The organism is Mesorhizobium sp. M0621 (genome assembly GCF_040320745.1).
Lineage (GTDB): Bacteria > Pseudomonadota > Alphaproteobacteria > Rhizobiales > Rhizobiaceae > Mesorhizobium.
On record NZ_JAMYQF010000085.1, the window covers coordinates 1 to 21,589 of the forward strand.

Below are 21,589 nucleotides of genomic sequence, written 5' to 3' on the forward strand. Positions count from 1 at the left end.
TCCGCGCGCAAAAGGCCGGACATATGAGCGCAAGCGATCCGATCAAATCATCATGCCAAACACTTGCAAGCAGGGGGCCGTCCACATATGAGCACAGTTCTACCGCGACGCGGTAGAACGGGGAAGCGGAGGTATCAGCCATTTGCAGACCGGCCTCACCTGAATATCGACATACCTAATCCAGATCGAACCGTGCGATAACAGGCACGTGGTCCGACGGCCGTTCCCAGCCGCGCGCCGGGCGCAGGATCTCGTAGCCGGAAAAGCTGGGCACCAGATTTGGCGACGACCAGACATGGTCGAGCCGCCGGCCACGGTTCGACGCTTCCCAGTCCTGCGCGCGGTAACTCCACCAGGTGTAAAGCTTCTGCTCAAGCGGCACGTTGAGCCGCATCAGGTCGATCCAATTGCCGGCGAGGCGCATGGCCTCGAAATTTTCCGTCTCGACCGGCGTATGACTGACCACGTTGAGCAGTTGCTTGTGCGACCAGACGTCGTGTTCGAGCGGGGCGATGTTGAGGTCGCCGACCAGCACCGAGCCGGACACCTCGTCATGCTCGGCCCGGATGGCATTCATCTCGGCGACGAAATCGAGCTTGTGCTTGAACTTCCTGTTGATGACGGGATCCGGCTCGTCGCCGCCCGCCGGAACGTAGAAATTGTGCAGCAGGATCGCCTTGCCGCCGGCCCGCACCGTCACCGAGAGATGCCGGCTGTCCTCGATCTCGCAAAAGCGTCGCTTCTCGACCACTTCGATCGGCCGCCGCGCCACCGTCGCGACGCCGTGATAGCCCTTCTGGCCATGGAAGGCGATGTGCTCGTAGCCGAGCTTGCGGAAGGCTTTTTCGGGAAACAGCTCGTCTGGAACTTTCGTCTCCTGCAGGCAGAGCACGTCAGGCGCATGCTCGACAAGCAGGCGTTCGACGATCGGCATGCGCAGCCGAACGGAGTTGATGTTCCAGGTGGCGATGGAAAAGGGCATTCGGCAATCCAGGACAGCGTACGGCCGGGCAGAACCGATGGGCCCTGACGGGGAAGACGCCTTTTGACGGAGTCAGTCTGGGAAACTGCCAGCCGCAAGCCGCAAAGACAAGCCGGGCAACGCCCAACAAGGCGCGGCCCGGTGCTTTCCACAGCTATTGGAGCGATTGGTCCTAGCGCGACTTGTTGGTGTTGAGTTCGCGGTTCGCCGTGTAGTCGATGGCAAAAGTGTCCGGCGCGAAGCTGACGCCTTCCTTGGTGTTGAAGATCATCACCGTTGTATCCTTGCCCTGCGCGTCGGTGATCGTCCACTGTCGCAAATCGAAGGTTTTCGGATCGAACATCATCGTGATCTTCGAATTGCCGAACACCGATTTGTCGGCGAGCTGGATCGTGGTGAGGTCATCCTCCTGCTTGACGCTTTTGACACGGTCGCCTGAGAGGTCGATCCTGTTGTCGAGCAGCAGCTTCAAGGGCGTCTTCGACAGCGGATAGAGATCGGACGTGTTGAGCCTCTTGTTCAGGATGACCACCGACTTGCCATCTGAAATCACCCGGAAGTTTGAAGAGCCGTCATAGTTGAAGCGGATCTTGCCCGGCCGTTCGAGGAAGAACTTGCCACCGGTTTGCTCGCCCTTGGGGCCGAATTGAACGAATTCGCCGCTCATCGATTTGACCGAGGAAAAATGGTCGGCGATCTTCTGTGCCGCGGCCGGCACGGCTGCCTGCGCCGAAGCCAGCACCTGGAAGCCGGGCATCGCATTGAAGGCTGCCGCCCCGGCAAACGCTAGGCCAAGGCCCAGCAACCGACGCCGGGAGGGAGCAAATTTGCTGAGCGCAGAAGGATCATTTTTCATGTCGGTCACTCTCATCTGATTCCTGAGTTGTTCTGTGCTTGGACCCCCAGTTAGGCTGAAGTTTGGCGGGTCAGGCGTGCCTCAGTCGCTTCAACCCCTTGAAAGGTTCGAGGTTGCGAGACCGGGATGTCACAAGGGTCAGGCTTTCTGGTCAGAACTTGTCCTCTTCGGTCGGCACCAGGATCTCGCGCTTGCCGGCATGGTTGGCCGGGCCGACGATACCTTCCTTCTCCATCTTCTCGATGATCGACGCGGCGCGGTTGTAGCCGATGCCCAGCCGGCGCTGGATATAGCTGGTGGAGGCCTTGCCGTCGCGCAGCACCACGGAGACCGCCTGATCGTAAGGATCGTCGGAATCCTCGAAATTGCTGTTGCCGCCACCGCCGCCGGAACCGCCCTTGCCGGACGGCTCGTCATCGTCCTCGCCGTCATCCTCGGTGATGGCATCGAGATATTCGGGCACGCCCTGCAGCTTCAGATGCGCGACGATCTTCTCGACCTCTTCGTCTGCGACGAACGGGCCGTGCACGCGCTGGATACGGCCGCCGCCGGCCATGTAGAGCATGTCGCCCATGCCGAGCAGCTGCTCGGCGCCTTGCTCGCCCAGAATGGTGCGGCTGTCGATCTTCGACGTCACCTGGAAGGAGATGCGGGTCGGGAAATTGGCCTTGATGGTGCCGGTGATGACGTCGACCGACGGGCGCTGCGTGGCCATGATGACATGGATACCGGCGGCACGTGCCATCTGCGCCAGGCGCTGCACGGCACCCTCGATGTCCTTGCCGGCGACCATCATCAGGTCGGCCATTTCGTCGATGATGACGACGATATAGGGCATCGGCTCGAGATCGAGGTTCTCGGTCTCGTAGATCGCCTCGCCGGTCTGGCGGTCGAAGCCGGTCTGCACGGTGCGCGAGATCTTTTCGCCCTTCTTGTCCGCCTGGCTGACGCGGGCATTGAAGCCGTCGATGTTGCGCACGCCGACCTTGGACATCTTGCGGTAGCGGTCCTCCATCTCGCGCACGGTCCATTTCAGCGCCACCACCGCCTTCTTCGGATCGGTGACAACAGGCGTGAGCAGATGCGGGATGCCGTCATAGACCGAGAGTTCCAGCATCTTCGGATCGATCATGATCAGCCGGCAATCCTGCGGCGTCAGCCGGTAGAGCAGCGACAGGATCATGGTGTTGATGGCGACCGACTTGCCCGAGCCGGTGGTGCCGGCGACCAGCACGTGCGGCATCTTGGCGATGTCGACGATGACAGCCTCACCATTGATGGTCTTGCCCAGCGCCAGCGCCAGCTTGGCCTTCGTCGTCTCGAAGTCGCGGCTCGCCAGAATCTCTCTGAGATAGACGGTCTCGCGCTTGGCGTTCGGCAGTTCGATGCCGATGGCGTTACGGCCGGGCACCACGGCGACGCGGCAGGCGATCGCGCTCATCGAGCGGGCGATGTCGTCGGACAGGCCGATGACGCGCGACGATTTGATGCCGGGCGCCGGTTCGAGCTCATAGAGCGTGACCACCGGACCGGGACGGACGGCGATGATCTCGCCCTTGACGCCGAAATCCTCCAGCACGCCTTCGAGCAGGCGGGCATTCTGCTCCAGCGCATCCTTGGACAGGCTGGCGTCGCGCACCACGTTCTTCGGTTCGGAGAGGAAATGCAGCGACGGCATTTCGAATTTCTCCGAGCCGATCAGCGATGTCTGCGCCTCGCGCTGGACACGGGCGCCGGGAGCAGGACGCGGTGCCGGCGCCTCTACGCGGGTGGCGGCATCGGAGCGGAACGGCTGGACCTTGGCGGTGTTGCGCCTGACGGGCTCCTGTTCCGGCTCGAAATCCATGTCGTCGTCGGCTTCGAAGATATCGGCATCGTCGGGATCGAGCGAGGCGCCTCGGTCATTGACCATGGCGGCGAAGAATTCGGGTTCGACGCGGGCGCGGCCATCCTGGCTCATCCGCTGCTCGGCGAACTCGGCCGATTCGACCCGTTCGGCGGCGCGCCGCCAGGCGGTGGAGCGCTGTTCCATCTCCGGCTCGTACTCGTCGCGTTCCTGCCTGCGGCGCACGGCGCGGCGGTGCATCCACGCGCGGAACGAGAGCCACCAATGAGTAATTGCCCCAAGCGCCAGAATGCCCTCGTCGCCTTCGTCCTCGTCATTGTCGAATAGAAGGTCGTCCTCACGCGGATCGGCGGCGGGCTCGTCCTCCATGACGGCAAAGCCGTTCTTGCGTCCGATCAGCGCCGAGCCATGGGCGAAGAGCCACAGCGCGGGCGCGGCCAGCACGATGGCGATGATGCTGGCGATCAGCCCGGTCGGATAGCCGCCGATGACGACGCTGGGGATCTTCAACACCATGTCGCCGAACACGCCGCCGAGGCCGGTGGGCAGGGGCCAGGTCTTGGGCGGCACCACGCAGCCGGCCATTGCCGCAGCCAGCAGGGCGAAGCCGAACCAGGACAGCCCGCGTTTGGGCAGCCTGTCGACGCCGCGCGCGGAAAACAGCAGGAAGCCCCAGATCACCGTCGGAACCAGGGCCGCGACGGCGGCGAGGCCGAAGAACTGCATGGCGAGGTCCGAGAACACGGCACCCGCATAGCCCATGGCGTTGGTGACGGTGTTGTTCGTCGCGTGGGAAAAGCTCGGATCGGCGACGTTCCAGGTGGCAAGGCTGGCGACGCCGAAGGCGGCCAGCGCGAATAGCCCGGCACCGACCAGCCGCCCGACCTGACGCCGCGCGAACGCCTGGATGCCGTGCCCCGTATCGGCCAGCGCGAGCGGTGCTGAAGCCCCTGAACGCATGCTCTTCCCCGTCTGTCGTTGCCTCGTGCGGGTGCGTGCGCACTCCGGCAGATTCGGGTGTCAGACTATCGGCGGGAAGGTTAAGGGCGCATTAACTATAAGAGGTTGAGATGATCAAACCTCGTTACCACCGGTTGAGCCGCTTGCTGCCGAGGAGAGCAACCCGAGAACGCACCGTGACGTCGCCGCTAGCGCCAAGCCGGTTCTTGCCGGAATGGTTTGCCAAAAAAAAGAGGCCCGGAGATGATCCGGGCCTCAATGCGTGAACTCCTTTCGGGAGCGTCACGACGGGATTCTTGGGGCCGGCGGGAGGAGGTTCCACCGGCCCCGTGGCTAAGCTGGCCTTACGGCACCACTTCGCCATGCTGGGATATGTCGAGGCCTTCGACCTCTTCCTGGGTCGTCGGACGCAGGCCGACCAGCGCCTTGACGATGTAGAGGATCACGAAGGTGGCAATAGCCGTCCACACGATGGTGACGGCAACGCCGTAGATCTGCTTGCCGAGCGAAGCACCCGCACCGAGGCTGTTGATCGCCGGGTCGGCGAGCACGCCGGTGAGCAGGGCGCCGATCACACCGCCGACGCCGTGTACGCCGAAGGCATCGAGCGAGTCGTCATAGCCGAACATGTGCTTGACCTTGACCGCCGAGAGATAGCACACGACGCCGGCAACGATGCCGACGATGAAGGCGCCGGTCGGGTTGACGAAGCCGGAAGCAGGCGTCACCGCGACCAGGCCGGCAACCGCACCCGAGATGATGCCGAGCACCGAAGGCTTCTTGGCGACGATCCATTCGGCGAACATCCAGGCGAGCGCCGCGGCTGCGGTGGCGACCTGGGTGTTGAGCATGGCAGCGCCGGCAAGGCCGTCGGCAGCCAGTTCCGAACCGGCGTTGAAGCCGAACCAGCCGACCCACAGCAGCGAAGCACCGATGACCGAATAGACCAGGTTGTGCGGCGCCATGTTGGTGGTGCCGTAGCCTTCGCGCTTGCCGAGAACCAGAGCGCAGACGAGACCGGCGACACCGGCGTTGATGTGGACGACCGTGCCGCCGGCAAAGTCGAGCACACCGGCCGTGCCGAGGAAGCCGCCGCCCCAGACCCAATGCGCGATCGGCACGTAGACGACCAGCAGCCACAGCGCCATGAAGATCAGCAGCGCCGAGAATTTGAAGCGTTCGGCGAAGGCGCCGGCAATCAGCGCCGGGGTGATAATGGCGAAGGTCATCTGGAACATCGAGAACACGAATTCAGGAATGTTCGCGACGCCCGGCAGCCACAGCGAAGCAGTGGTGATGCCGTGATGGAAGAATTTCGAGGTGCCGCCGAGATAGCTGTTCATGCCGCCGCCGTCGGAGAAGGCCAGCGAATAGCCGAACATGAACCACAGCACCGTCACCAGGCAGGTGATGGCAAAGCTCTGCATGATGGTGGCGAGCACGTTCTTCTTGCGCACCATGCCGCCGTAGAACAGCGCCAGGCCCGGGACGGTCATCATCAGCACGAGCGCCGTCGAGGTCAGCATCCAGGCGGTGTTGCCGGTGTCGAGCACCGGGGTCGGGGCAGCAGCCGGTGCAGCCGCCGCCGCGGCTGGAGCCGCTTCCTGCGCGAAGGCGGCGACCGTGCCCAATGCTACGAGAGCGAGCGAGCCCAAAAGGGCGGCGCGTCCCGTCGTCTTCAAGGTGGAAGGAATATTCATTGAACTCTCCATTGGAATACGTGTTCGCCGCTCAGAGTGCGTCGGTGTCTGTTTCGCCGGTGCGGATGCGCACCGCCTGATCGATGCCGAAAACGAAGATCTTGCCGTCGCCGATCTGGCCGGTCTTGGCCGCAGCGGTGATGGCTTCGACGGCCTTGTCGACCATATCGGCACTGACCGCGACTTCGATCTTGATCTTCGGCAGGAAGCTGACCGCGTATTCCGCCCCGCGATAGATTTCCGTATGCCCTTTCTGACGCCCGTAGCCTTTGACTTCGGTGACGGTCAGGCCCTGGATGCCGACGGCGGTAAGCGCTTCGCGTACCTCGTCGAGCTTGAACGGCTTGATGATTGCCATCACGATTTTCATAAGGTTTCACCCTTTGCTGTTGCGGTCCCCCGCGTTTGCACACCTTCACCGATCCCAAAGAGCCGGAGAGTGCCCACAGGGATTCAAGCTCCGTGCCAAGTGCCGAAGCAGGGTGTTAACCCATTGTAAACAAAGAGTTTGCGGAGTGCCCAGATGCAACCTGCTCACAGCTGCGGCGCTGCAGCTGCTTAAAAGATAGGCAATTTTCGCAAAATGCCTACTCTGTAGGCGACCGCTTGAGGCGGATCAGCCCTTCCTGTGCAACCGATGCGATCAGCGTGCCGTCGCGGGCAAACAGCGACCCCCGTGTAAAGCCGCGCGACCCCTGCGTCGACGGGCTGTCCTGCGTGTAGAGCATCCAGTCGTCGAGTGCATGGCTGCGGTGGAACCACATGGCATGGTCGAGGCTCGCCGCCTGGATGTCGCGGTCGAAAATGGCGCGGCCATGCGCGAAGGTCGAGGTGTCAAGCAGCGTCATGTCCGAGAGATAGGCGAGCACCGCCGACTGGATGGCGCGATCCGCCGGCACCGGACCGGTGGTGCGGATCCAGATATTCTGCTTCGGCTCCAGCTTTTCGCGGCTGGTGTAATGCTTCAGCATTACCGGCTTCATCTCGATCGGCCGGTCGCGCTCCCAGTAACGTTTGATGCCTTCGGGCACCGCCTCGCTGAACTTGCCCAGCAACTCGCGCTGCGACAGCAAAGTGTCCGGCCCCGGAACATCCTGCGGCATCGGCACCTGATGCTCGAGACCGACCTCGTCCTGCTGGAACGAGGCTTCCAGCGAAAAGATCGCCTGGCCGTGCTGGATCGCCACCACGCGCCGCGTGGTGAAGGAGCCGCCGTCGCGGATCCGGTCGACCTCGTAGACGATCGGCACCTTGGTATCGCCGGGCCGCATGAAGTAGCCGTGCAGCGAATGCACGTGGCGATCGGGGTCGACGGTCCGCTGCGCGGCGACCAGCGCCTGCGCGATGGTCTGGCCGCCGAAGACGCGCTGCCAGTCGAGCATGGGGCTGCGACCACGATACAGATTGTGTTCCAGCTTCTCGAGGTCGAGAATGCCGAGAAGCTCGTCCATGGCTGCCGTCATATTTCGCGCCCTCGCCGCAGAAGTGTTATGGCGGTTTCCGACAGGATGGACAGGCAGTCAAGGGTTGAAGACCCGGCCGGCGTGCAAGGAGCGAAGACGATGGAACGCAAGGCGGACGCGAAAACCAGGGCAAGCGCGAAAACAAAGTCTGGACTCGATGTTCTGGTCGCCGGCGCCGGCTATGTCGGCCTGGCCAGCGCCGTGTCGCTGAAGCAAGCGCGCCCCGGTCTCGCCATCGCTCTCGTCGATGCGGCGCCCGCTGGCGTCTGGCAAAGGGATGGTCGCGCTTCGGCCATTGCCGCAGCCGCCTGCCGCATGCTCGACCAGCTCGGCGTATGGGCCGAGATCGCGCCGCAAGCCCAGGCGATCACCGAGATGATCATCACCGATTCGCGCACCTCCGATCCGGTGCGCCCGGTGTTCCTGACCTTCGACGGCGAAGTGGCGCCGGGTGAGCCCTTTGCGCATATGGTCGCCAACAAAGCGTTGAACGGCGCCTTGCGGGCCCGCGCGGAGAAACTCGGCATCGACATCATCGAAGGCGTCGCGGTGCAGGGTTTCGAGACCAACGGCAGCGGCATCACCGTGCATCTCGCCGACGGTGCGACGCTGAAGACCCGGTTGCTGGTCGCCGCCGACGGCGTCAACTCCAAGCTGCGCGATATGGCCGGCATCAAGACGGTGAAGTGGGAGTATGGCCAGTCCGGCATCGTCTGCACCGTGGCGCATGAACGCCCGCACAACGGCCGCGCCGAAGAACATTTCCTTCCCGCCGGCCCTTTCGCCACACTGCCGCTCAAGCCGGACCAAGACGGCACCAACCGCTCGTCGATCGTCTGGGTCGAGCGCACGCAAGATGCCGAGAAGCTGGTGGCCGGCGACGACCTCGTCTTCGAGCACGAGCTCGAACAGCGTTTTAGCTTGAAGCTCGGCGAAATCCGCGTCACTGATGCGCCGCGCGCCTGGCCGCTCGGCCTCACCATCGCGCGTGCCTTCGTCGCGCCGCGCATCGCGCTCGCCGGCGACGCCGCCCACGGCATCCACCCGATCGCCGGCCAGGGCCTCAATCTCGGCTTCAAGGATGTCGCCGCACTTGCCGAGGTGATCGTCGAGGCTGACCGGCTCGGCCAGGACATCGGCGCGCTCGACGTGCTCGAACGTTACCAGCAGTGGCGCCGCTTCGACACGGTGCAGATGGGCATCACGACGGACGTGCTGAACCGGCTGTTTTCCAACGACATCGGACCGCTGCGCACCGTCCGCGACATCGGCCTCGGCCTTGTCGAACGCATGCCGCGCCTGAAGGAGTTTTTTATCCGCCAGGCATCGGGCCTGTCCGCTGGCACGCCAAGGCTGTTGAAGGGCGAGGCGATCTGAACGCTGTCGCTCAATTGACTTCGAAGCCGAGCTTCTGCCGCAGCCGCAGTATGCGCTGATCGGATATCTCGAGGCGTTTCTCGCCGCCTTGGGCGGCGCGGTTGACCATCTGCAGCAGGTCGTTGCGCTCGGCGACATCAAGGCGTTCGCGCAGGAACGGCGCCAGCTTGTCGATAACGATCGTGGTGTCGTCGATCTGTGCCGCGGCCCATTTGGCATAGACCACCGCTTCGTCCGTTTTCTTCTTGTCGGCAATCTCGGAAATCACCGCGCGAATGACAGCCTCGCGCTCGGCAGGATCGGTCCGTTCTCGGAGACGATGGCGGTAATGAGCGTCGCGGCGGCCACCACCGGATCGTCGATCGCCGTCAGCGGCGACAAGGCCGCCTGCTTGCGCAGCTTCTTGCGGCGCACCGAACCCTGGACCCGGCCGATGACATCGGCAACGTCGCGCGCGGCCTCGTTCATGGCCTTCATCCGGTACCACCAGAACGCCGCCGCGCCCAACACGCCAAGGACAGCAATCACGAACGGCATGCCGACATCCCCCAAAAATCCCGTCAACGATAGGAGAACTCTTGCGTTGCTTCAACACGCAAGAGTTACGCCCGGCGAAGAACCTCGGCCCCTTCGTCAGGCGCTTCCGACGAAACCACCGCTCCAGACGACGGGCGACGAAGGAACTCTACGATCCCGGCACATCGTAGATCGCGCGCACCTCGATAGTGCCGATTTCAGCCAGCGGGATCTCGGCCGCGATCTCCAGTGCCTGGTCAAGATTGTCAGCCTCGATCATGACGAAGCCGAGCAATTGCTCCTTGGTTTCGGCGAATGGGCCGTCGGTGATCAGGCTCTTGCCCTTGCGTCTGCGAAGGGTCTTCGACGTTTTCACCGATTGCAGCGCCTGGGCGATGATCAGTATCCCACGCTGATCCAACGAACGGTCATGAGCCATCGAATCGGCATCGAGCTTGGCCAGACGCTCCGGCGTCATGGCATGGAGGTCCTTTTCCTCACCATAGACCAGACAGACATATTTCATTTCCATCTCCCTTGTTGCGTCGGACCATAGGATGCGGCGACGAAGGTGTCAGCGTTGCGCTTGACCGCCGCCGCATGGTCGAGAAGACATGCCGCGATGCCGATGATGGCAACCGCCGCCAGAAGCCGGCCAAAGCCGGACGCCGGCGGATGCAGCCAGAAGTCTTCTCGTCGCCCGGCCTGGCGGCCTGCGCCTTTCCACGGTGCGAAAAACAGATTGTCCATGTGAACCTCCATCCGGCCACAAATCCGTGGCCGCCCGCAGGACGGGCGAGGCAAACCAAAGTCGACATTTTTGCACGCGCATTTTTTCAATAAGAATTTGGCCCCTGCCCCGCAGTGGCTCAAAGAGCGCAGTGGCCTTCGCCCTCGCGCGCGCTATAGTTGACCGGACGCTGGGGCTCCCCCAGGCAACCAGCCGCGGCAACCCCAGCCACGACAACCAAGGAGGAATTCATGGACCGCACCGCAAACGCCGTCTGGAACGGCGATCTGAAGGGGGGCACGGGCACGCTCGACACCCAGAGCGGAACCCTGAAGGGCACGCCCTATTCGTTCAAGGCACGCTTCGAGGACGAAAGCGGCAAATCCGGCACCAACCCGGAAGAGCTGATCGCGGCGGCGCACGCCGGCTGCTTTGCCATGCAGTTCTCGCATTTCCTGGCCGAGAACGGCACGCCCGCCACCGAACTCGACGCCAAGGCGGTGGTGACGCTGGTTCCCGGCACGGGGATCACCGGCAGCGCCCTCACGGTGGTCGGCAAGGTGCCGGGCATCGATGCCGCGAAATTTGGGGAGCTGGCCGAAAAGGCCAAGGCCGGATGCCCGGTCTCGAAAGCGCTCGGCGCCATAAACGTATCGCTCGACGCCAGGCTCGGCTGAGAACGCTGCATCCGGCGTGAAGACTTGGCGAACGCTCAGGTGTGCGCCGGGGGCCTACGCGCCCAGCACGTCTAGCCGGGCGCGAAGTGCCGCGACTTCCTGCTCCAGCGCCTCCAACCGCGCCTCCAGATCGGAAGCAGGCAGGGCCGATGCACTCCGCTGCGCCGAAAGGGCTGCAACGTCCACCGGGCCGCTGAGGAGATGCACGTAGCGGTCCTCGCGTTGGCCTGGTCCGCGCGGGATTTCCTGGATGAGTGGCGGTTGGCGGCCGATCAGCATATCGAGTTCGGCGCGCAGATCTTCGATCGATGAGAACCGCGCCATGCGCTCGCTCCGCGCCAGCAGTTCATGTGCCGTCTGCGGCCCGCGCAGCAACAGCAGGCCGATCAAAGCGGTCTGGGGCGTGGTCAGCGAGAAGCGCTGCGCCATCTGGTGCTCGTAGCGCTCGACGCGCGAACCGAACATCTGCCGCACCAGCCCCTTTTGTTCGAGCAGCTTCAGCCCCCGGTGTACCTCGACCTGTTCCAGCACCATCACCGGCTCGCGCGCTGTCTTCTGGTTGGCGGCGGCCAGTGCTGCGTTGAGCGTCAGCGGATAGACATCCGGCGTCAGCTCCTTCTTCTCGATCAGGCAGCCGAGCACACGGGTTTCGACAGGGGAAAGGATGGGGAGGTCATCGCTCATTAAGTTGCAATCCTTTCTGAAGTTGGCGGGACAGCGCCCTCCTCTTTCCTATCGGACACCTCCCCACGAGGGGGAGACCGGCAGCTTCGCCGAGAGCGCGTCATCCTTCAACCTTGGAGTTTGGCGAAAACCACGATGCCGGCCAATCTCCCCACCCGTGGGGGAGATGTCCGGAAGGACAGAGGGGGGCGCGAAGGATCGCAGCGTTCGAGATTGCCGCGAGTGGACCGGCCTAGATCCTTCTCTCCACCATCATCTTCTTGATCTCGGCGATCGCCTTGGCCGGGTTGAGGCCCTTGGGGCAGGTCTGCGCGCAGTTCATGATGGTGTGGCAGCGATAAAGCCGGAACGGGTCTTCGAGATTGTCGAGCCGCTCGCCCGTGGCCTCGTCACGGCTATCGATCAGCCAGCGATAGGCCTGCAAAAGCGTTGCCGGGCCGAGATAGCGGTCGCCATTCCACCAATAGCTTGGGCATGACGTCGAGCAGCAGGCGCACAGGATGCACTCGTAGAGCCCGTCGAGTTTCTCGCGGTCCTCATGGCTTTGCAGCCACTCCTTGGCCGGCTCCGGCGACACCGTCTTCAGCCACGGCTGGATCGAGGCGTGCTGGGCGTAGAAATTGGTGAGGTCGGGCACCAAATCCTTGACCACTTGCATATGCGGCAGCGGGTAGACCTTGACGGCGCCGGAAATGTCGTCGCAGCCCTTGGTGCAGGCCAGCGTGTTGGAGCCGTCGATGTTCATGGCGCAGGAGCCGCAAATGCCTTCGCGGCAGGAGCGGCGCAAGGTCAGCGTCGGGTCGATCTTGTTCTTGATCCAGAGCAGCGCGTCGAGCACCATCGGCCCGCAATCGTCCATATCGACGAAATAGGTGTCGATGCGCGGGTTCTCGTCATCGTCCGGCGACCAGCGGTAGATGCGGTATTCGCGCAGATTGGTGGCGCCTTCCGGCTTCGGCCAGTTTTTTCCCGCCTTGATCTGCGAGTTCTTGGGGAGTGTCAGTTCGACCATTACCTCAGGTCCTTTCGGATGACGAGCTTCAGCCCGGACCAGATTTCATTGACGGCGGCGACCTTGACGTCGACGAGATCGCGCTTCAGCGCCTCGGCGCGAACGACGCCCTCGGTGACGTCGGTGGCCACCTTCGAAACCTTCTTCGGCCAGGAGACCCAGACCATGCCGTCGCGCTTGATCGCCGCCTCGACATCGCCGAGGCGATCCTCGATCTCGGCGCTTTGCCGGGTGAAGGCATGGACCGCATCGTATTTCAGGATCGTTCCCGAAATATCAGACCAATCAGCCAGCCGGTCGACTTGAGCGAAGTCAACGGCCTCGGTGAGATCGCTGAGGTCATCGGGGAGCGCAATGAAGGCGGCCATCATGCCGTCCTTCAGGCCGAGCTTGGCCGGAAGGGGCGTGCCGGAATATCCCGAAGCCGCCGGCGCCATCGTCAATACACCCTGGCCTTGGGCGCGATCTTGGCCGGGTTGATACCACCCTCGGCTTCCTTGAGCTGCAGTTCGGTGTGCACCGGCCGATAGCTGAGCGTCACCTTGCCGGCCGCGTTGAGCCGCGCCAGCGTATGCTTGCGCCAGGTCTTGTCGTCGCGCGCCGAAAAGTCCTCGCGTGCGTGCGCGCCACGGCTTTCCTTGCGCGCCGCGGCGCCATAGACCGTGGTGATGGCGTTGGCCATTAGGTTTTCCAGCTCCAGCGTTTCGACAAGGTCGGAGTTCCAGATCATCGAGCGGTCGACCACTTTTATGTCCTTGAGTTCGCCCCAGATCTGCGAAATGCGCTTGCAGCCATTGTCCAGCGATTCCTGCGTGCGGAACACCGCCGCGTCGTCCTGCATCGCCTTCTGCATCTTTTCGCGCAACACCGCCGTCGGCGTCGAGCCATTGGCGTGGCGCAGCCGGTCGAAGCGATCCATGATCTTTTCGACCGAGGCTTCATTGGGCGAAGGGATTGCCGACTTGCGGTCGATCACCTGGCCGGCCCGGATCGCCGCCGCGCGGCCGAACACCACAAGATCGATCAGCGAGTTCGAGCCCAACCGGTTGGCACCATGCACCGAGGCGCAGCCGGCCTCGCCGACAGCCATCAGTCCGGGCGACACCTGGTCCGGGTTTTTGGCGGTAGAATTGAGCACTTCGCCCCAATAGTTGGTCGGCACGCCGCCCATATTGTAGTGCACCGTCGGCAGCACGGGGATCGGCTCCTTGGTCAGATCGACGCCGGCGAAGATTTTTGCCGATTCCGAAATGCCAGGCAGCCGCTCGTGCAGCACGGCCGGATCAAGATGGTCGAGATGGAGAAAAATATGGTCCTTCTTCGGGCCGACGCCGCGGCCTTCGCGGATTTCCAGTGTCATGCATCGCGAGACGACGTCGCGTGAGGCAAGATCCTTGGCCGACGGCGCATAGCGCTCCATGAAGCGCTCGCCCTCGGAGTTGACGAGATAGCCGCCCTCGCCGCGCGCGCCCTCGGTGATCAGGCAGCCGGCGCCGTAGATGCCGGTCGGATGGAACTGCACGAACTCCATGTCCTGCAACGGCAGGCCGGCGCGTGCGGCCATGCCGCCGCCGTCGCCGGTGCAGGTATGCGCCGACGTGGCCGAGAAATAGGCGCGGCCATAGCCGCCCGTCGCCAGCACCACCATCTTGGCCGAAAAGCGGTGGATGGTGCCGTCGTCGAGATTCCAGGCGACGACACCGGTGCAGGTGCCGTCCGGCTCCATGATCAGGTCGAGCGCGAAATACTCGATGAAGAACTGCGCGTTGTGCTTCAGCGACTGACCGTAAAGCGTGTGCAACATGGCATGGCCCGTACGGTCGGCGGCGGCGCAGGTGCGCTGCACCGGCGGGCCTTCGCCGAAATTCATCATCATGCCGCCGAACGGCCGCTGATAGATCTTGCCCTCTTCGGTGCGCGAGAACGGCACGCCGTAATGTTCGAGCTCGTAGACGGCGGCGGGCGCCTGCTGGACCATGTATTCCTGTGCGTCGATGTCGCCCAGCCAGTCCGACCCCTTGACGGTGTCGAAGAGATGCCATTGCCAATTGTCGGGGCCCATATTGGCAAGCGAAGCGGCAATGCCGCCTTGCGCCGCCACCGTATGCGAGCGGGTCGGGAAGACCTTGGTGATGCAGGCGGTGCGCAGGCCCTGTTCGGCCATGCCGAGCGTGGCGCGCAGGCCGGCACCGCCAGCGCCGACGACGACCACGTCGAACTTGTGGTCGACATAAGTGTAGCCAGCGCTGTTGGCTTGTTTTGCGTCCTTGGCCAACTCAGCCTCCGAATGTCAGCTTGAGCAGGGCGAAGATCGAGGCGACGCCGACCGCTATGGTGAAAAATGTGCTGAGCGCGATCAGCGCCAGCTTCATACCCTCGCCATGCACGTAATCCTCGATGATCACCTGCATGCCGAGGCGCATATGGGTGAGCCCGGAGATAAGCACCAGGGCCATCACCAGCGCCACGAACGGATTGGCAAGGGCTGCCCGCACATGCTCATAGTCGGCGCCGTTGAGTGCGATCAGGAAACCAACGAAGAACAGCATCAGCGGGATGTTGGCGATTGCGGTCAGGCGCTGGCGCCAAAAATGTCCGGTGCCCTCGCGGGCGGAACCGAGGCCGCGAACCTTCGCCATCGGCGTGCGCATATCCGTGTTGTTGCCACTCATGATCAGGCTCCCCGCGCCATGTAGCCGGCGATCCAGATCAGCAGCGTGAGCAGGATCGAGCCGGCCAGCGTCGCCCAGGCGATCTTCGAGGCCGTATGCTTCTCGAGGCCGGCGCCGGTGTCCCAGACCAGATGGCGCACGCCACCTAGCATGTGATGCATCAGCGCCCAGGTGTAGCCGAACAGGATAAGCCGGCCGAGCCAGGTGCCGAACGCCCAGTTGACCCAGTCGAAGGTCGCCTGCGAGCTTGCCGCCGCCATCAGCCACAGCGCGACCAGCAGCGTGCCGAAATACAGCGCCCCACCGGTGATGCGATGGATGATCGACATCGTCATGGTGATCGGCGGCCGGTACACCGTGAGGTGCGGCGAAAGAGGTCTGGCGCGGGTGGCTGGTGATTTGCTCATGGCTCCCCCAGTTCGGCGTCTCCTGTCTCAGGTGGAAATGCGGCATTGCCGCTTCCGGTTGCGACTTCGGACAGCCGGTTTCTAATGCTCTTTTTGCACCGCGTCAAAGCCGGAAAACTGTTTCGAAAACGTAATTTAGTCTGACTAAAAGGCAGGCTGCGGCTTCAATCGATTAGGCGCTCATGACCTGAAGCCGGTTCGATATCGCTGCAGTGCAGCATGTCTGGCCTAGGGCCCAGCTATGTTGCGATTGGCGTTAGCGTTTGCAGGTCTGCGGCGTCGACCCCTTCTTCATCAGCAGCGCCTCGCGTCCATCGATCACGATTGCGTCATGCGTGGCCGCCTGGTAGCGGCTGCTCTGGTTGGCAGGCGACGCCGCAAACTCCTCGGTCGCGCCGTCGGACCCGACCACACGCAACGAGGTGCCGAGATTTTGGATGGCAATCATGCCGTTATTGCCGCATCTGTAGGTGGCCGTGCCTATGCTGGATCGCGGCGCAGTAAGGTCGGTGGTGATCTTGGTTGCAGCTGCCGGGGGCACTGCGGCAGCGATGGACTGCTGAGCTGGCGCAGGCGGGACGGTATTGGCCGCCTTCGGCGCGCCATCCTGCGGCACACAGGCAGCAACGATAACAAGCAACGGAAAAACGGACATCCGAAACGTCCGGCGTAGCGCCATATGCTGTCCTCCCGCGCGGCACATCAGCCACGATGCTTTGCCAAGATCAAGGTCATCCCGACGCAGAGACGAACGCCGCCGTGATGGTGCGGCCAAGCATGGCCGAATGATGGCCTCCGGGTTTTCCATCCAGTCGGATATTAACGGATATTAACCATGTTTACCGAGACATCGCCGCGAAGCGCGTCTGCCTCTTAACAAAGGTTAAGAAAGCGTTAATTTCTGATTCGAGGAGGCCTTCCTCAAGACACGGAGGACGCCATGCGTTCGAATTCGGGCAGATCGCGCCTTGCGGCGCTCATAGTGGCAGCCTCGGTCGCCGGTCTGGCAGCGCCAGCGCTTGCAGGTGCGCGTCATCAGGATCGCGTCTACGCCGATTCCTTCGGTAATCTCGTCATCGACAGCGCCGCCGGCTACAAGCGCATCCTCGTCGGCGAAGGCAGGCTGGCCAAGCAACTGTCCGACTACACCAGCGCCGGCCAGCCCAAGGTGATCTACGAGAACGAGGCCGACGAGATATCGGGCTACAGCGATTGCTACCGGCCGCCGGTGTTCGTGAAGGGCCGCTCCTATATGTACGGCCTCTCCGACGGCGAGATGCCCGAGCTCAGCCCCTGCCGCTAGCTTCCATTGCGGCTGACGACCAGGTGCCGACCGGCCCGGCCGAGACGCGTACGCAATCGCGCCCGGCATTCTTCGCCTGATAGAGCGCCTGGTCGGCGCGCCGCATCAGATCGGCAAAGTCTTCGCTCGGATGAAGTTCGGCGACGCCGAAGCTCGCGGTGCAGCGGTTGTCCATCGGCAATCCGTCGATGGGCAGCGCACCGAAAGCGCTGCGCGTGCCCTCGGCGAACAGCCGGGCGGCGGCAAGATTGGTCCCCGGCAGCATGATGGCGAATTCCTCGCCACCGATGCGGCCGGCGACATGGTGGCCGGCGGCGGCCTCGCGCAGGAAGCCCGCGAACGTCTCGATCACCCGATCGCCGGATGCATGGCCGAAACTGTCATTGACGCTCTTGAAGTGATCGAGGTCGGCGATGACCAGGGCGACCGGCGCGCCTTGCCGCGCCGCGCCCAGCACCGCCAACTCTGCTTGACGAGTGAAGCCGCCGCGGTTGAGCAGGCGCGAAAGCGTGTCCGTCTCCGACTTCGATGTCACCTCGGCGAGTACATCGCGAACCAGGATGGCCAATATCAACAGCGCCAGCGCCAGGCCGAAGACGGTGCCGAGCGATTGCGACACCAGCGCATAGCTGCTTTGCAGATAGGCCTGCGGGTTGGCGCCCCAGCCGCCAAGCGCATGCGCGATGAAAGGCTTCGAGGCGAACTGAAGGCCGCTGGCCGCGAGCACCGCCATCAGGATGCGGTCGAGACGGGCGTGCCTTCTCGACGACCAGACGATGGCCAGCCCAACGAACTGCATGACCGCATAAGGAAGCTGGTAGGCCATCATGCGGATCAGCGACTGGCGCGGCAAATCCTGCACGAAATACACAGCTATGGTCGTGGCGCCCAGGAAGAACAGGATCGGCGTCCACGGTGGCGCCACGCCGTATTTGTACGCCAGCCCGCCATTGAAGGCGATGGTGGCGCCCAGGAACACCGCGAAAGCGGCAACGACCACTGGGCGCGCATTGTCGAAGGCGGGGATGCAGAATTCGATGGCGAAATAGGCCATGCCCAACAGGTAGCCGAACGCCAGCCAGCGCGCTGGCGCGCGGCCGACATCGTGAAACGCAACCGCCATGAAGGATGCCGCCAGCAGGCCGGCAACCGACAAATTGATCAACAGGATGAAGTTGGCGCCGCTCATGTTCTTCCCGCACCCGCGCCCGACAGCTAAGCATCGACGGGCGAAGAAGACGTTAACGCCAACTCGGCCGGACAGGATTCAGCCGGTCCTGAGCGGTTCCGGCACGAACGCCGTTTCCGGCCGCTCATAGGACAGGCGCACGCTGTCACGGCCATTTTTCTTGGCCTTGTAGAGCGCGTCGTCGGCACGGCGCATCAGCGGCTCCAGCGCCTCGTCGCCGCTGCGGGCCGCCACGCCGAAGCTGGCTGTCACCTTCGTCCCGGCAGGAAGCCCATCGACGTGGCCAGCCGAATAGAGCGTGCGCACCGCCTCGGCGAACAGCCGCGCGGCGCCGAGGTCGCTGAGCGGCAGCAGCACGGCGAATTCCTCGCCGCCGATACGCCCGGCCACGCCGCGCGCGCCCGCCGCCGACCGAAGCTTGGCGGCGAAGTCGGCGATCACGCGATCGCCCGCCGCATGCCCGTGCACATCGTTGAGCGCCTTGAAATGATCGAGGTCAGCCAGCACCAGCGCGACCGGGAAGCGGGCCGTGGCGCATTGCCGCAGAAGAAGCATGCCTCGCTCTTCGAAACCACGCCGGTTGAGCAGGCCCGACAGCGGGTCGGTATAGGTCTCGGTCTTCAGCGCTTTCATCACGTCGAGTGCCGCGGCGGAGAACAGGCACAATGCGATGAGCAGCGACAGCAGTGCGTGCGACAGAAGCGCCGTCGTCCAGTAGGACGAGCCATAGAACCCGTCATAGCTGGTGAAGGGGCCGTGCGCGACGACGACGACGAGGGTGCGCACGAAGAAGTTGACGCTCGACAGCAGCGACAGCACGAACAGGATTTTCTCGGTCGGGCCGTTGTTGCGCACCGGGCGCAGTTCGGCTGCGACCAGAAGGCTGATCCCGCCGAAAGCGAAATTCATCGCCAGGATGCGCCAGGTGAGATCCGGCGCGACGAACAGGAACCAGCTCAATGAGCCCAGGCCGCCGCCCGCCAGCAGGCCGATCCCCACATAGGGCACCTTGCGGCCATAGCGGTGGACGATGGCGCTGGACAGGCAGCAGCCGGCGATGGTGAAGCAGATGTTCGACGCCAGCTTGGTTAGCGGCATGCCGATGGGCAAGGTGAAATACTGCAGCAGGAAGCCGACTGCCGAGAGACTGTAGCTGATCGCCAGCACGGCCAGATAGGGACGATGGCGTTGATAGGACCATAGCACGAGGAACGCGGCGCCGAGCGCCAACGCTATTGTCGGGTTGAGCAGCGCTATGAGCAGACCCGTGTCCAAACGACTGTGATTTCCCAGCTTACGTCGGGGAAGACCTTAGAGAGCAAGCGCAAACAAGCGGTTAAGCGACGACGAATATGTGGGCGAACTGGATGAAAAAGACCCCGGAACCGCAAAGCGGTCCGGGGTCTGGTTTGCATTCGAAGCTGGAGCTTTAGCGCTATTTCCACTCGCGGATGTCGACGAAGTGGCCGGCGATCGCCGCCGCCGCCGCCATCGCCGGCGACACCAGATGGGTGCGGCCCTTGAAACCCTGGCGTCCCTCGAAATTGCGGTTCGAGGTCGAGGCGCAGCGCTCATGCGGCTTCAGCCGGTCGTCATTCATGGCAAGGCACATCGAGCAGCCCGGCTCGCGCCAGTCGAAGCCGGCGGCGATGAAGATCTTGTCTAGGCCTTCGGCTTCCGCCTGTTCCTTGACCAGGCCGGAGCCCGGCACGATCATCGCATCGACATGCGGGCTGACCGTCTTGCCTTCGACCACCTTGGCGACGGCGCGCAGATCCTCGATACGGCCATTGGTGCAGGAGCCGATGAAAACGCGGTCGAGCGAGATATCGGTGATCTTGGTGCCCGGCGTCAGACCCATATAGTCGAGCGCGCGCTGCTTGGAGGTGCGCTTGTTTTCATCGGTGATGTCTTCCGGGTTCGGCACGATGCCTTGCACCGATACGACATCCTCGGGCGACGAGCCCCAGGAGACGATCGGCGGCAGCTTGGCCGCGTCGAGCACGATCACCTTGTCGAAATGCGCGCCCTCGTCGGACTGCAGCGTCTTCCAGTATTCGAGTGCCGCATCCCAGGCCGCGCCCTTCGGGGCGCGCGGCTTGTCCTTGACATAGGCGAAGGTGGTCTCGTCGGCGGCGATCAGGCCGGCGCGCGCACCGCCTTCGATCGACATGTTGCAGATCGTCATGCGGCCTTCCATCGACAGCGCTCGGATCGCCTCGCCGGCATATTCGATGACATAGCCGGTGCCGCCGGCAGTGCCGATCTCGCCGATGATCGCCAGGATGATGTCCTTGGCGGTGACGCCTTCCGGCAGCTGGCCGTCGACGCGCACCAGCATGTTCTTGGCCTTGCGCTGGATCAGCGTCTGCGTCGCCAGCACATGCTCGACCTCGGACGTGCCGATGCCGTGCGCCAGCGCGCCGAAAGCACCGTGCGTCGAGGTGTGGCTGTCGCCGCAGACGATGGTCATGCCCGGCAAGGTGAAACCCTGCTCAGGGCCGATGATGTGGACGATGCCCTGGCGGATATCGTTCTCGGAATAATATTCGACGCCGAAATCCTTGGCGTTCTTGGCCAGCGCCTCGACCTGAATGCGGCTTTCCTCGTTCTTGATGCCGAACTTGCGCTCGGGCGAGGTCGAGACGTTGTGGTCGACCACGGCCAGCGTCTTTTCCGGATGCCGGACTTTTCTGCCGGTCATGCGCAAGCCTTCGAAGGCCTGCGGGCTGGTCACTTCATGGACGAGGTGGCGGTCGATGTAGAGCAGGCAGGTGCCGTCATCCTGGCGATCGACGACATGGTCGTCGAAAATCTTGTCGTAGAGGGTGCGCGGTGCGCTCATGTGCGTAAATCCGTCGATATGAGAATGGGAAGAGCAGACGCCTGACTTTCGGCCCGGCGAAACGACCTGGACAGGTCGGCCTAGGGTAGTCGGCTGGTCAGCGCCCCGGACACGCGCGCGAAGAAGCGCGACGGCAGGCGTTTTCTATCCTGCAGCACGAACCCCTTGTAGGCCGGATCGCCAAAAAGCTCTTCCATGGCGTGGCTCATATCAATGTTTTGGCTTTTCGGCAATTGCGTGCCTTTGCGGAACCTTGGTTCCTCGGTCCCACGAAATGGGCTAGGCGATTCACACATCTCGCAGGCCCCAGCCGTGTGCGATGGATTGGAAGTGCTGAAGGCCGTGACGGAAGGTGATTGGGCCTGGTGGC

At 63.4% G+C, this 21,589-nt stretch carries 24 protein-coding genes; 3 read left to right on the forward strand and 21 right to left on the reverse strand.

Annotated features, from left to right (window positions below):
* Positions 1-175: 175 nt before the first annotated feature.
* From NKI38_RS31660 to tesB, 6 genes are all read right to left on the reverse strand, one after another.
* The gene (locus NKI38_RS31660) at positions 176-982 is read right to left on the reverse strand and encodes an exodeoxyribonuclease III (protein WP_352664558.1); all 807 of its coding nucleotides are present in this window, start codon (positions 980-982) and stop codon (positions 176-178) included.
* A 172-nt stretch (positions 983-1,154) separates the two neighbouring features.
* Positions 1,155-1,838 (reverse strand): outer-membrane lipoprotein carrier protein LolA, encoded by a 684-nt coding sequence (locus NKI38_RS31665; protein WP_352664590.1) that lies wholly within the window; start codon positions 1,836-1,838, stop codon positions 1,155-1,157.
* 151 nt (positions 1,839-1,989) lie between these two features.
* Entirely contained in the window at positions 1,990-4,644 is a 2,655-nt protein-coding gene (locus NKI38_RS31670) for a DNA translocase FtsK (RefSeq protein WP_352664560.1), read from the reverse strand.
* A gap of 344 nt (positions 4,645-4,988) precedes the next feature.
* On the reverse strand, positions 4,989-6,344 hold the full coding sequence (locus tag NKI38_RS31675; protein WP_502899410.1) for an ammonium transporter: 1,356 nt from the start codon (positions 6,342-6,344) through the stop codon (positions 4,989-4,991).
* 31 nt (positions 6,345-6,375) lie between these two features.
* Entirely contained in the window at positions 6,376-6,714 is a 339-nt protein-coding gene (locus tag NKI38_RS31680) for a P-II family nitrogen regulator (RefSeq protein ID WP_013528889.1), read from the reverse strand.
* Positions 6,715-6,931: 217 nt separating this feature from the next.
* Positions 6,932-7,807, reverse strand: a complete 876-nt coding sequence (gene tesB, locus NKI38_RS31685) for an acyl-CoA thioesterase II (protein WP_352664562.1) — start codon at positions 7,805-7,807, stop codon at positions 6,932-6,934.
* A gap of 99 nt (positions 7,808-7,906) precedes the next feature.
* Here tesB and NKI38_RS31690 point away from each other — a divergent pair, with 99 nt between their 5' ends.
* A complete protein-coding gene (locus tag NKI38_RS31690) occupies positions 7,907-9,184 on the forward strand; it encodes a ubiquinone biosynthesis hydroxylase (protein WP_352664564.1) in 1,278 nt (425 codons plus the stop codon).
* A 10-nt stretch (positions 9,185-9,194) separates the two neighbouring features.
* On the opposite strand, the gene NKI38_RS31695 is transcribed toward NKI38_RS31690, so the two are convergent.
* The 4 genes from NKI38_RS31695 to NKI38_RS31710 form a co-directional block, all read right to left on the reverse strand.
* Complete coding sequence (locus tag NKI38_RS31695; protein ID WP_352664566.1) at positions 9,195-9,452, reverse strand: hypothetical protein; 258 nt, start codon at positions 9,450-9,452, stop codon at positions 9,195-9,197.
* The gene (locus NKI38_RS31700) at positions 9,449-9,721 is read right to left on the reverse strand and encodes a hypothetical protein (protein ID WP_352664568.1); all 273 of its coding nucleotides are present in this window, start codon (positions 9,719-9,721) and stop codon (positions 9,449-9,451) included. Before NKI38_RS31700 ends, NKI38_RS31695 begins: the two co-directional genes overlap by 4 nt.
* A gap of 148 nt (positions 9,722-9,869) precedes the next feature.
* Positions 9,870-10,226: a YciI family protein gene (locus tag NKI38_RS31705; RefSeq protein ID WP_023760948.1), complete on the reverse strand. Its 357-nt coding sequence runs from the start codon at positions 10,224-10,226 to the stop codon at positions 9,870-9,872.
* Positions 10,223-10,450 (reverse strand): hypothetical protein, encoded by a 228-nt coding sequence (locus NKI38_RS31710; RefSeq protein WP_352664570.1) that lies wholly within the window; start codon positions 10,448-10,450, stop codon positions 10,223-10,225. The genes NKI38_RS31705 and NKI38_RS31710 overlap by 4 nt, the downstream gene beginning before the upstream one ends.
* Positions 10,451-10,681: 231 nt before the next feature.
* On the opposite strand from NKI38_RS31710, the gene NKI38_RS31715 reads away from it, so the two are divergent.
* Positions 10,682-11,107: an OsmC family protein gene (locus NKI38_RS31715; RefSeq protein WP_352664572.1), complete on the forward strand. Its 426-nt coding sequence runs from the start codon at positions 10,682-10,684 to the stop codon at positions 11,105-11,107.
* 54 nt (positions 11,108-11,161) lie between these two features.
* On the opposite strand, the gene NKI38_RS31720 is transcribed toward NKI38_RS31715, so the two are convergent.
* The 7 genes from NKI38_RS31720 to NKI38_RS31750 all read right to left on the reverse strand — a co-directional run bounded on the left by NKI38_RS31720 (position 11,162) and on the right by NKI38_RS31750 (position 16,561).
* The gene (locus NKI38_RS31720) at positions 11,162-11,791 is read right to left on the reverse strand and encodes a YceH family protein (RefSeq protein WP_352664574.1); all 630 of its coding nucleotides are present in this window, start codon (positions 11,789-11,791) and stop codon (positions 11,162-11,164) included.
* Between the two features lie 232 nt (positions 11,792-12,023).
* A complete protein-coding gene (locus tag NKI38_RS31725; protein WP_352664576.1) occupies positions 12,024-12,803 on the reverse strand; it encodes a succinate dehydrogenase iron-sulfur subunit in 780 nt (259 codons plus the stop codon).
* Positions 12,803-13,240: a DUF3052 family protein gene (locus tag NKI38_RS31730; RefSeq protein WP_352664578.1), complete on the reverse strand. Its 438-nt coding sequence runs from the start codon at positions 13,238-13,240 to the stop codon at positions 12,803-12,805. Before NKI38_RS31730 ends, NKI38_RS31725 begins: the two co-directional genes overlap by 1 nt.
* A 2-nt stretch (positions 13,241-13,242) precedes the next feature.
* Positions 13,243-15,078 (reverse strand): succinate dehydrogenase flavoprotein subunit, encoded by a 1,836-nt coding sequence (gene sdhA / locus NKI38_RS31735; protein ID WP_352664580.1) that lies wholly within the window; start codon positions 15,076-15,078, stop codon positions 13,243-13,245.
* 1 nt (position 15,079) lies between these two features.
* The gene (gene sdhD / locus NKI38_RS31740; RefSeq protein WP_352664582.1) at positions 15,080-15,475 is read right to left on the reverse strand and encodes a succinate dehydrogenase, hydrophobic membrane anchor protein; all 396 of its coding nucleotides are present in this window, start codon (positions 15,473-15,475) and stop codon (positions 15,080-15,082) included.
* A 2-nt stretch (positions 15,476-15,477) separates the two neighbouring features.
* Complete coding sequence (sdhC, locus tag NKI38_RS31745; protein ID WP_352630811.1) at positions 15,478-15,882, reverse strand: succinate dehydrogenase, cytochrome b556 subunit; 405 nt, start codon at positions 15,880-15,882, stop codon at positions 15,478-15,480.
* A 256-nt stretch (positions 15,883-16,138) separates the two neighbouring features.
* The gene (locus NKI38_RS31750) at positions 16,139-16,561 is read right to left on the reverse strand and encodes a hypothetical protein (RefSeq protein WP_352664584.1); all 423 of its coding nucleotides are present in this window, start codon (positions 16,559-16,561) and stop codon (positions 16,139-16,141) included.
* Between the two features lie 261 nt (positions 16,562-16,822).
* Between NKI38_RS31750 and NKI38_RS31755 the strand changes: the two genes are divergently transcribed.
* Positions 16,823-17,185 carry a hypothetical protein gene (locus tag NKI38_RS31755; protein ID WP_352630808.1) on the forward strand — a complete coding sequence of 121 codons (363 nt, stop codon included), beginning with the start codon at positions 16,823-16,825 and terminating at the stop codon, positions 17,183-17,185.
* On the opposite strand, the gene NKI38_RS31760 is transcribed toward NKI38_RS31755, so the two are convergent.
* From NKI38_RS31760 to NKI38_RS31775, 4 genes are all read right to left on the reverse strand, one after another.
* Complete coding sequence (locus NKI38_RS31760; protein ID WP_352664586.1) at positions 17,169-18,374, reverse strand: GGDEF domain-containing protein; 1,206 nt, start codon at positions 18,372-18,374, stop codon at positions 17,169-17,171. The two genes, NKI38_RS31755 and NKI38_RS31760, sit on opposite strands and share 17 nt — an antisense overlap.
* A gap of 78 nt (positions 18,375-18,452) precedes the next feature.
* Positions 18,453-19,649: a GGDEF domain-containing protein gene (locus tag NKI38_RS31765; protein ID WP_352664588.1), complete on the reverse strand. Its 1,197-nt coding sequence runs from the start codon at positions 19,647-19,649 to the stop codon at positions 18,453-18,455.
* Between the two features lie 160 nt (positions 19,650-19,809).
* A complete protein-coding gene (leuC, locus tag NKI38_RS31770) occupies positions 19,810-21,219 on the reverse strand; it encodes a 3-isopropylmalate dehydratase large subunit (protein ID WP_352630805.1) in 1,410 nt (469 codons plus the stop codon).
* A gap of 80 nt (positions 21,220-21,299) precedes the next feature.
* Positions 21,300-21,589: hypothetical protein (locus tag NKI38_RS31775; RefSeq protein ID WP_352664594.1), on the reverse strand; the 290-nt coding region annotated here is incomplete at its 5' end.

What these genes read in the sequence shown, in the direction of transcription:
- NKI38_RS31660 (WP_352664558.1), bottom strand. Translation starts at nt 982, where the DNA reads ATGCCCTTTTCCATCGCCACCTGGAACATCAACTCCGTTCGGCTGCGC.
- NKI38_RS31665 (WP_352664590.1), bottom strand. Translation starts at nt 1,838, where the DNA reads ATGAAAAATGATCCTTCTGCGCTCAGCAAATTTGCTCCCTCCCGGCGT.
- NKI38_RS31670 (WP_352664560.1), bottom strand. Translation starts at nt 4,644, where the DNA reads ATGCGTTCAGGGGCTTCAGCACCGCTCGCGCTGGCCGATACGGGGCAC.
- NKI38_RS31675 (WP_502899410.1), bottom strand. Translation starts at nt 6,344, where the DNA reads ATGAATATTCCTTCCACCTTGAAGACGACGGGACGCGCCGCCCTTTTG.
- NKI38_RS31680 (WP_013528889.1), bottom strand. Translation starts at nt 6,714, where the DNA reads ATGAAAATCGTGATGGCAATCATCAAGCCGTTCAAGCTCGACGAGGTA.
- tesB (WP_352664562.1), bottom strand. Translation starts at nt 7,807, where the DNA reads ATGACGGCAGCCATGGACGAGCTTCTCGGCATTCTCGACCTCGAGAAG.
- NKI38_RS31690 (WP_352664564.1), top strand. Translation starts at nt 7,907, where the DNA reads ATGGAACGCAAGGCGGACGCGAAAACCAGGGCAAGCGCGAAAACAAAG.
- NKI38_RS31700 (WP_352664568.1), bottom strand. Translation starts at nt 9,721, where the DNA reads ATGCCGTTCGTGATTGCTGTCCTTGGCGTGTTGGGCGCGGCGGCGTTC.
- NKI38_RS31705 (WP_023760948.1), bottom strand. Translation starts at nt 10,226, where the DNA reads ATGAAATATGTCTGTCTGGTCTATGGTGAGGAAAAGGACCTCCATGCC.
- NKI38_RS31710 (WP_352664570.1), bottom strand. Translation starts at nt 10,450, where the DNA reads ATGGACAATCTGTTTTTCGCACCGTGGAAAGGCGCAGGCCGCCAGGCC.
- NKI38_RS31715 (WP_352664572.1), top strand. Translation starts at nt 10,682, where the DNA reads ATGGACCGCACCGCAAACGCCGTCTGGAACGGCGATCTGAAGGGGGGC.
- NKI38_RS31720 (WP_352664574.1), bottom strand. Translation starts at nt 11,791, where the DNA reads ATGAGCGATGACCTCCCCATCCTTTCCCCTGTCGAAACCCGTGTGCTC.
- NKI38_RS31725 (WP_352664576.1), bottom strand. Translation starts at nt 12,803, where the DNA reads ATGGTCGAACTGACACTCCCCAAGAACTCGCAGATCAAGGCGGGAAAA.
- NKI38_RS31730 (WP_352664578.1), bottom strand. Translation starts at nt 13,240, where the DNA reads ATGGCGCCGGCGGCTTCGGGATATTCCGGCACGCCCCTTCCGGCCAAG.
- sdhD (WP_352664582.1), bottom strand. Translation starts at nt 15,475, where the DNA reads ATGAGTGGCAACAACACGGATATGCGCACGCCGATGGCGAAGGTTCGC.
- sdhC (WP_352630811.1), bottom strand. Translation starts at nt 15,882, where the DNA reads ATGAGCAAATCACCAGCCACCCGCGCCAGACCTCTTTCGCCGCACCTC.
- NKI38_RS31750 (WP_352664584.1), bottom strand. Translation starts at nt 16,561, where the DNA reads ATGGCGCTACGCCGGACGTTTCGGATGTCCGTTTTTCCGTTGCTTGTT.
- NKI38_RS31755 (WP_352630808.1), top strand. Translation starts at nt 16,823, where the DNA reads ATGCGTTCGAATTCGGGCAGATCGCGCCTTGCGGCGCTCATAGTGGCA.
- NKI38_RS31760 (WP_352664586.1), bottom strand. Translation starts at nt 18,374, where the DNA reads ATGAGCGGCGCCAACTTCATCCTGTTGATCAATTTGTCGGTTGCCGGC.
- leuC (WP_352630805.1), bottom strand. Translation starts at nt 21,219, where the DNA reads ATGAGCGCACCGCGCACCCTCTACGACAAGATTTTCGACGACCATGTC.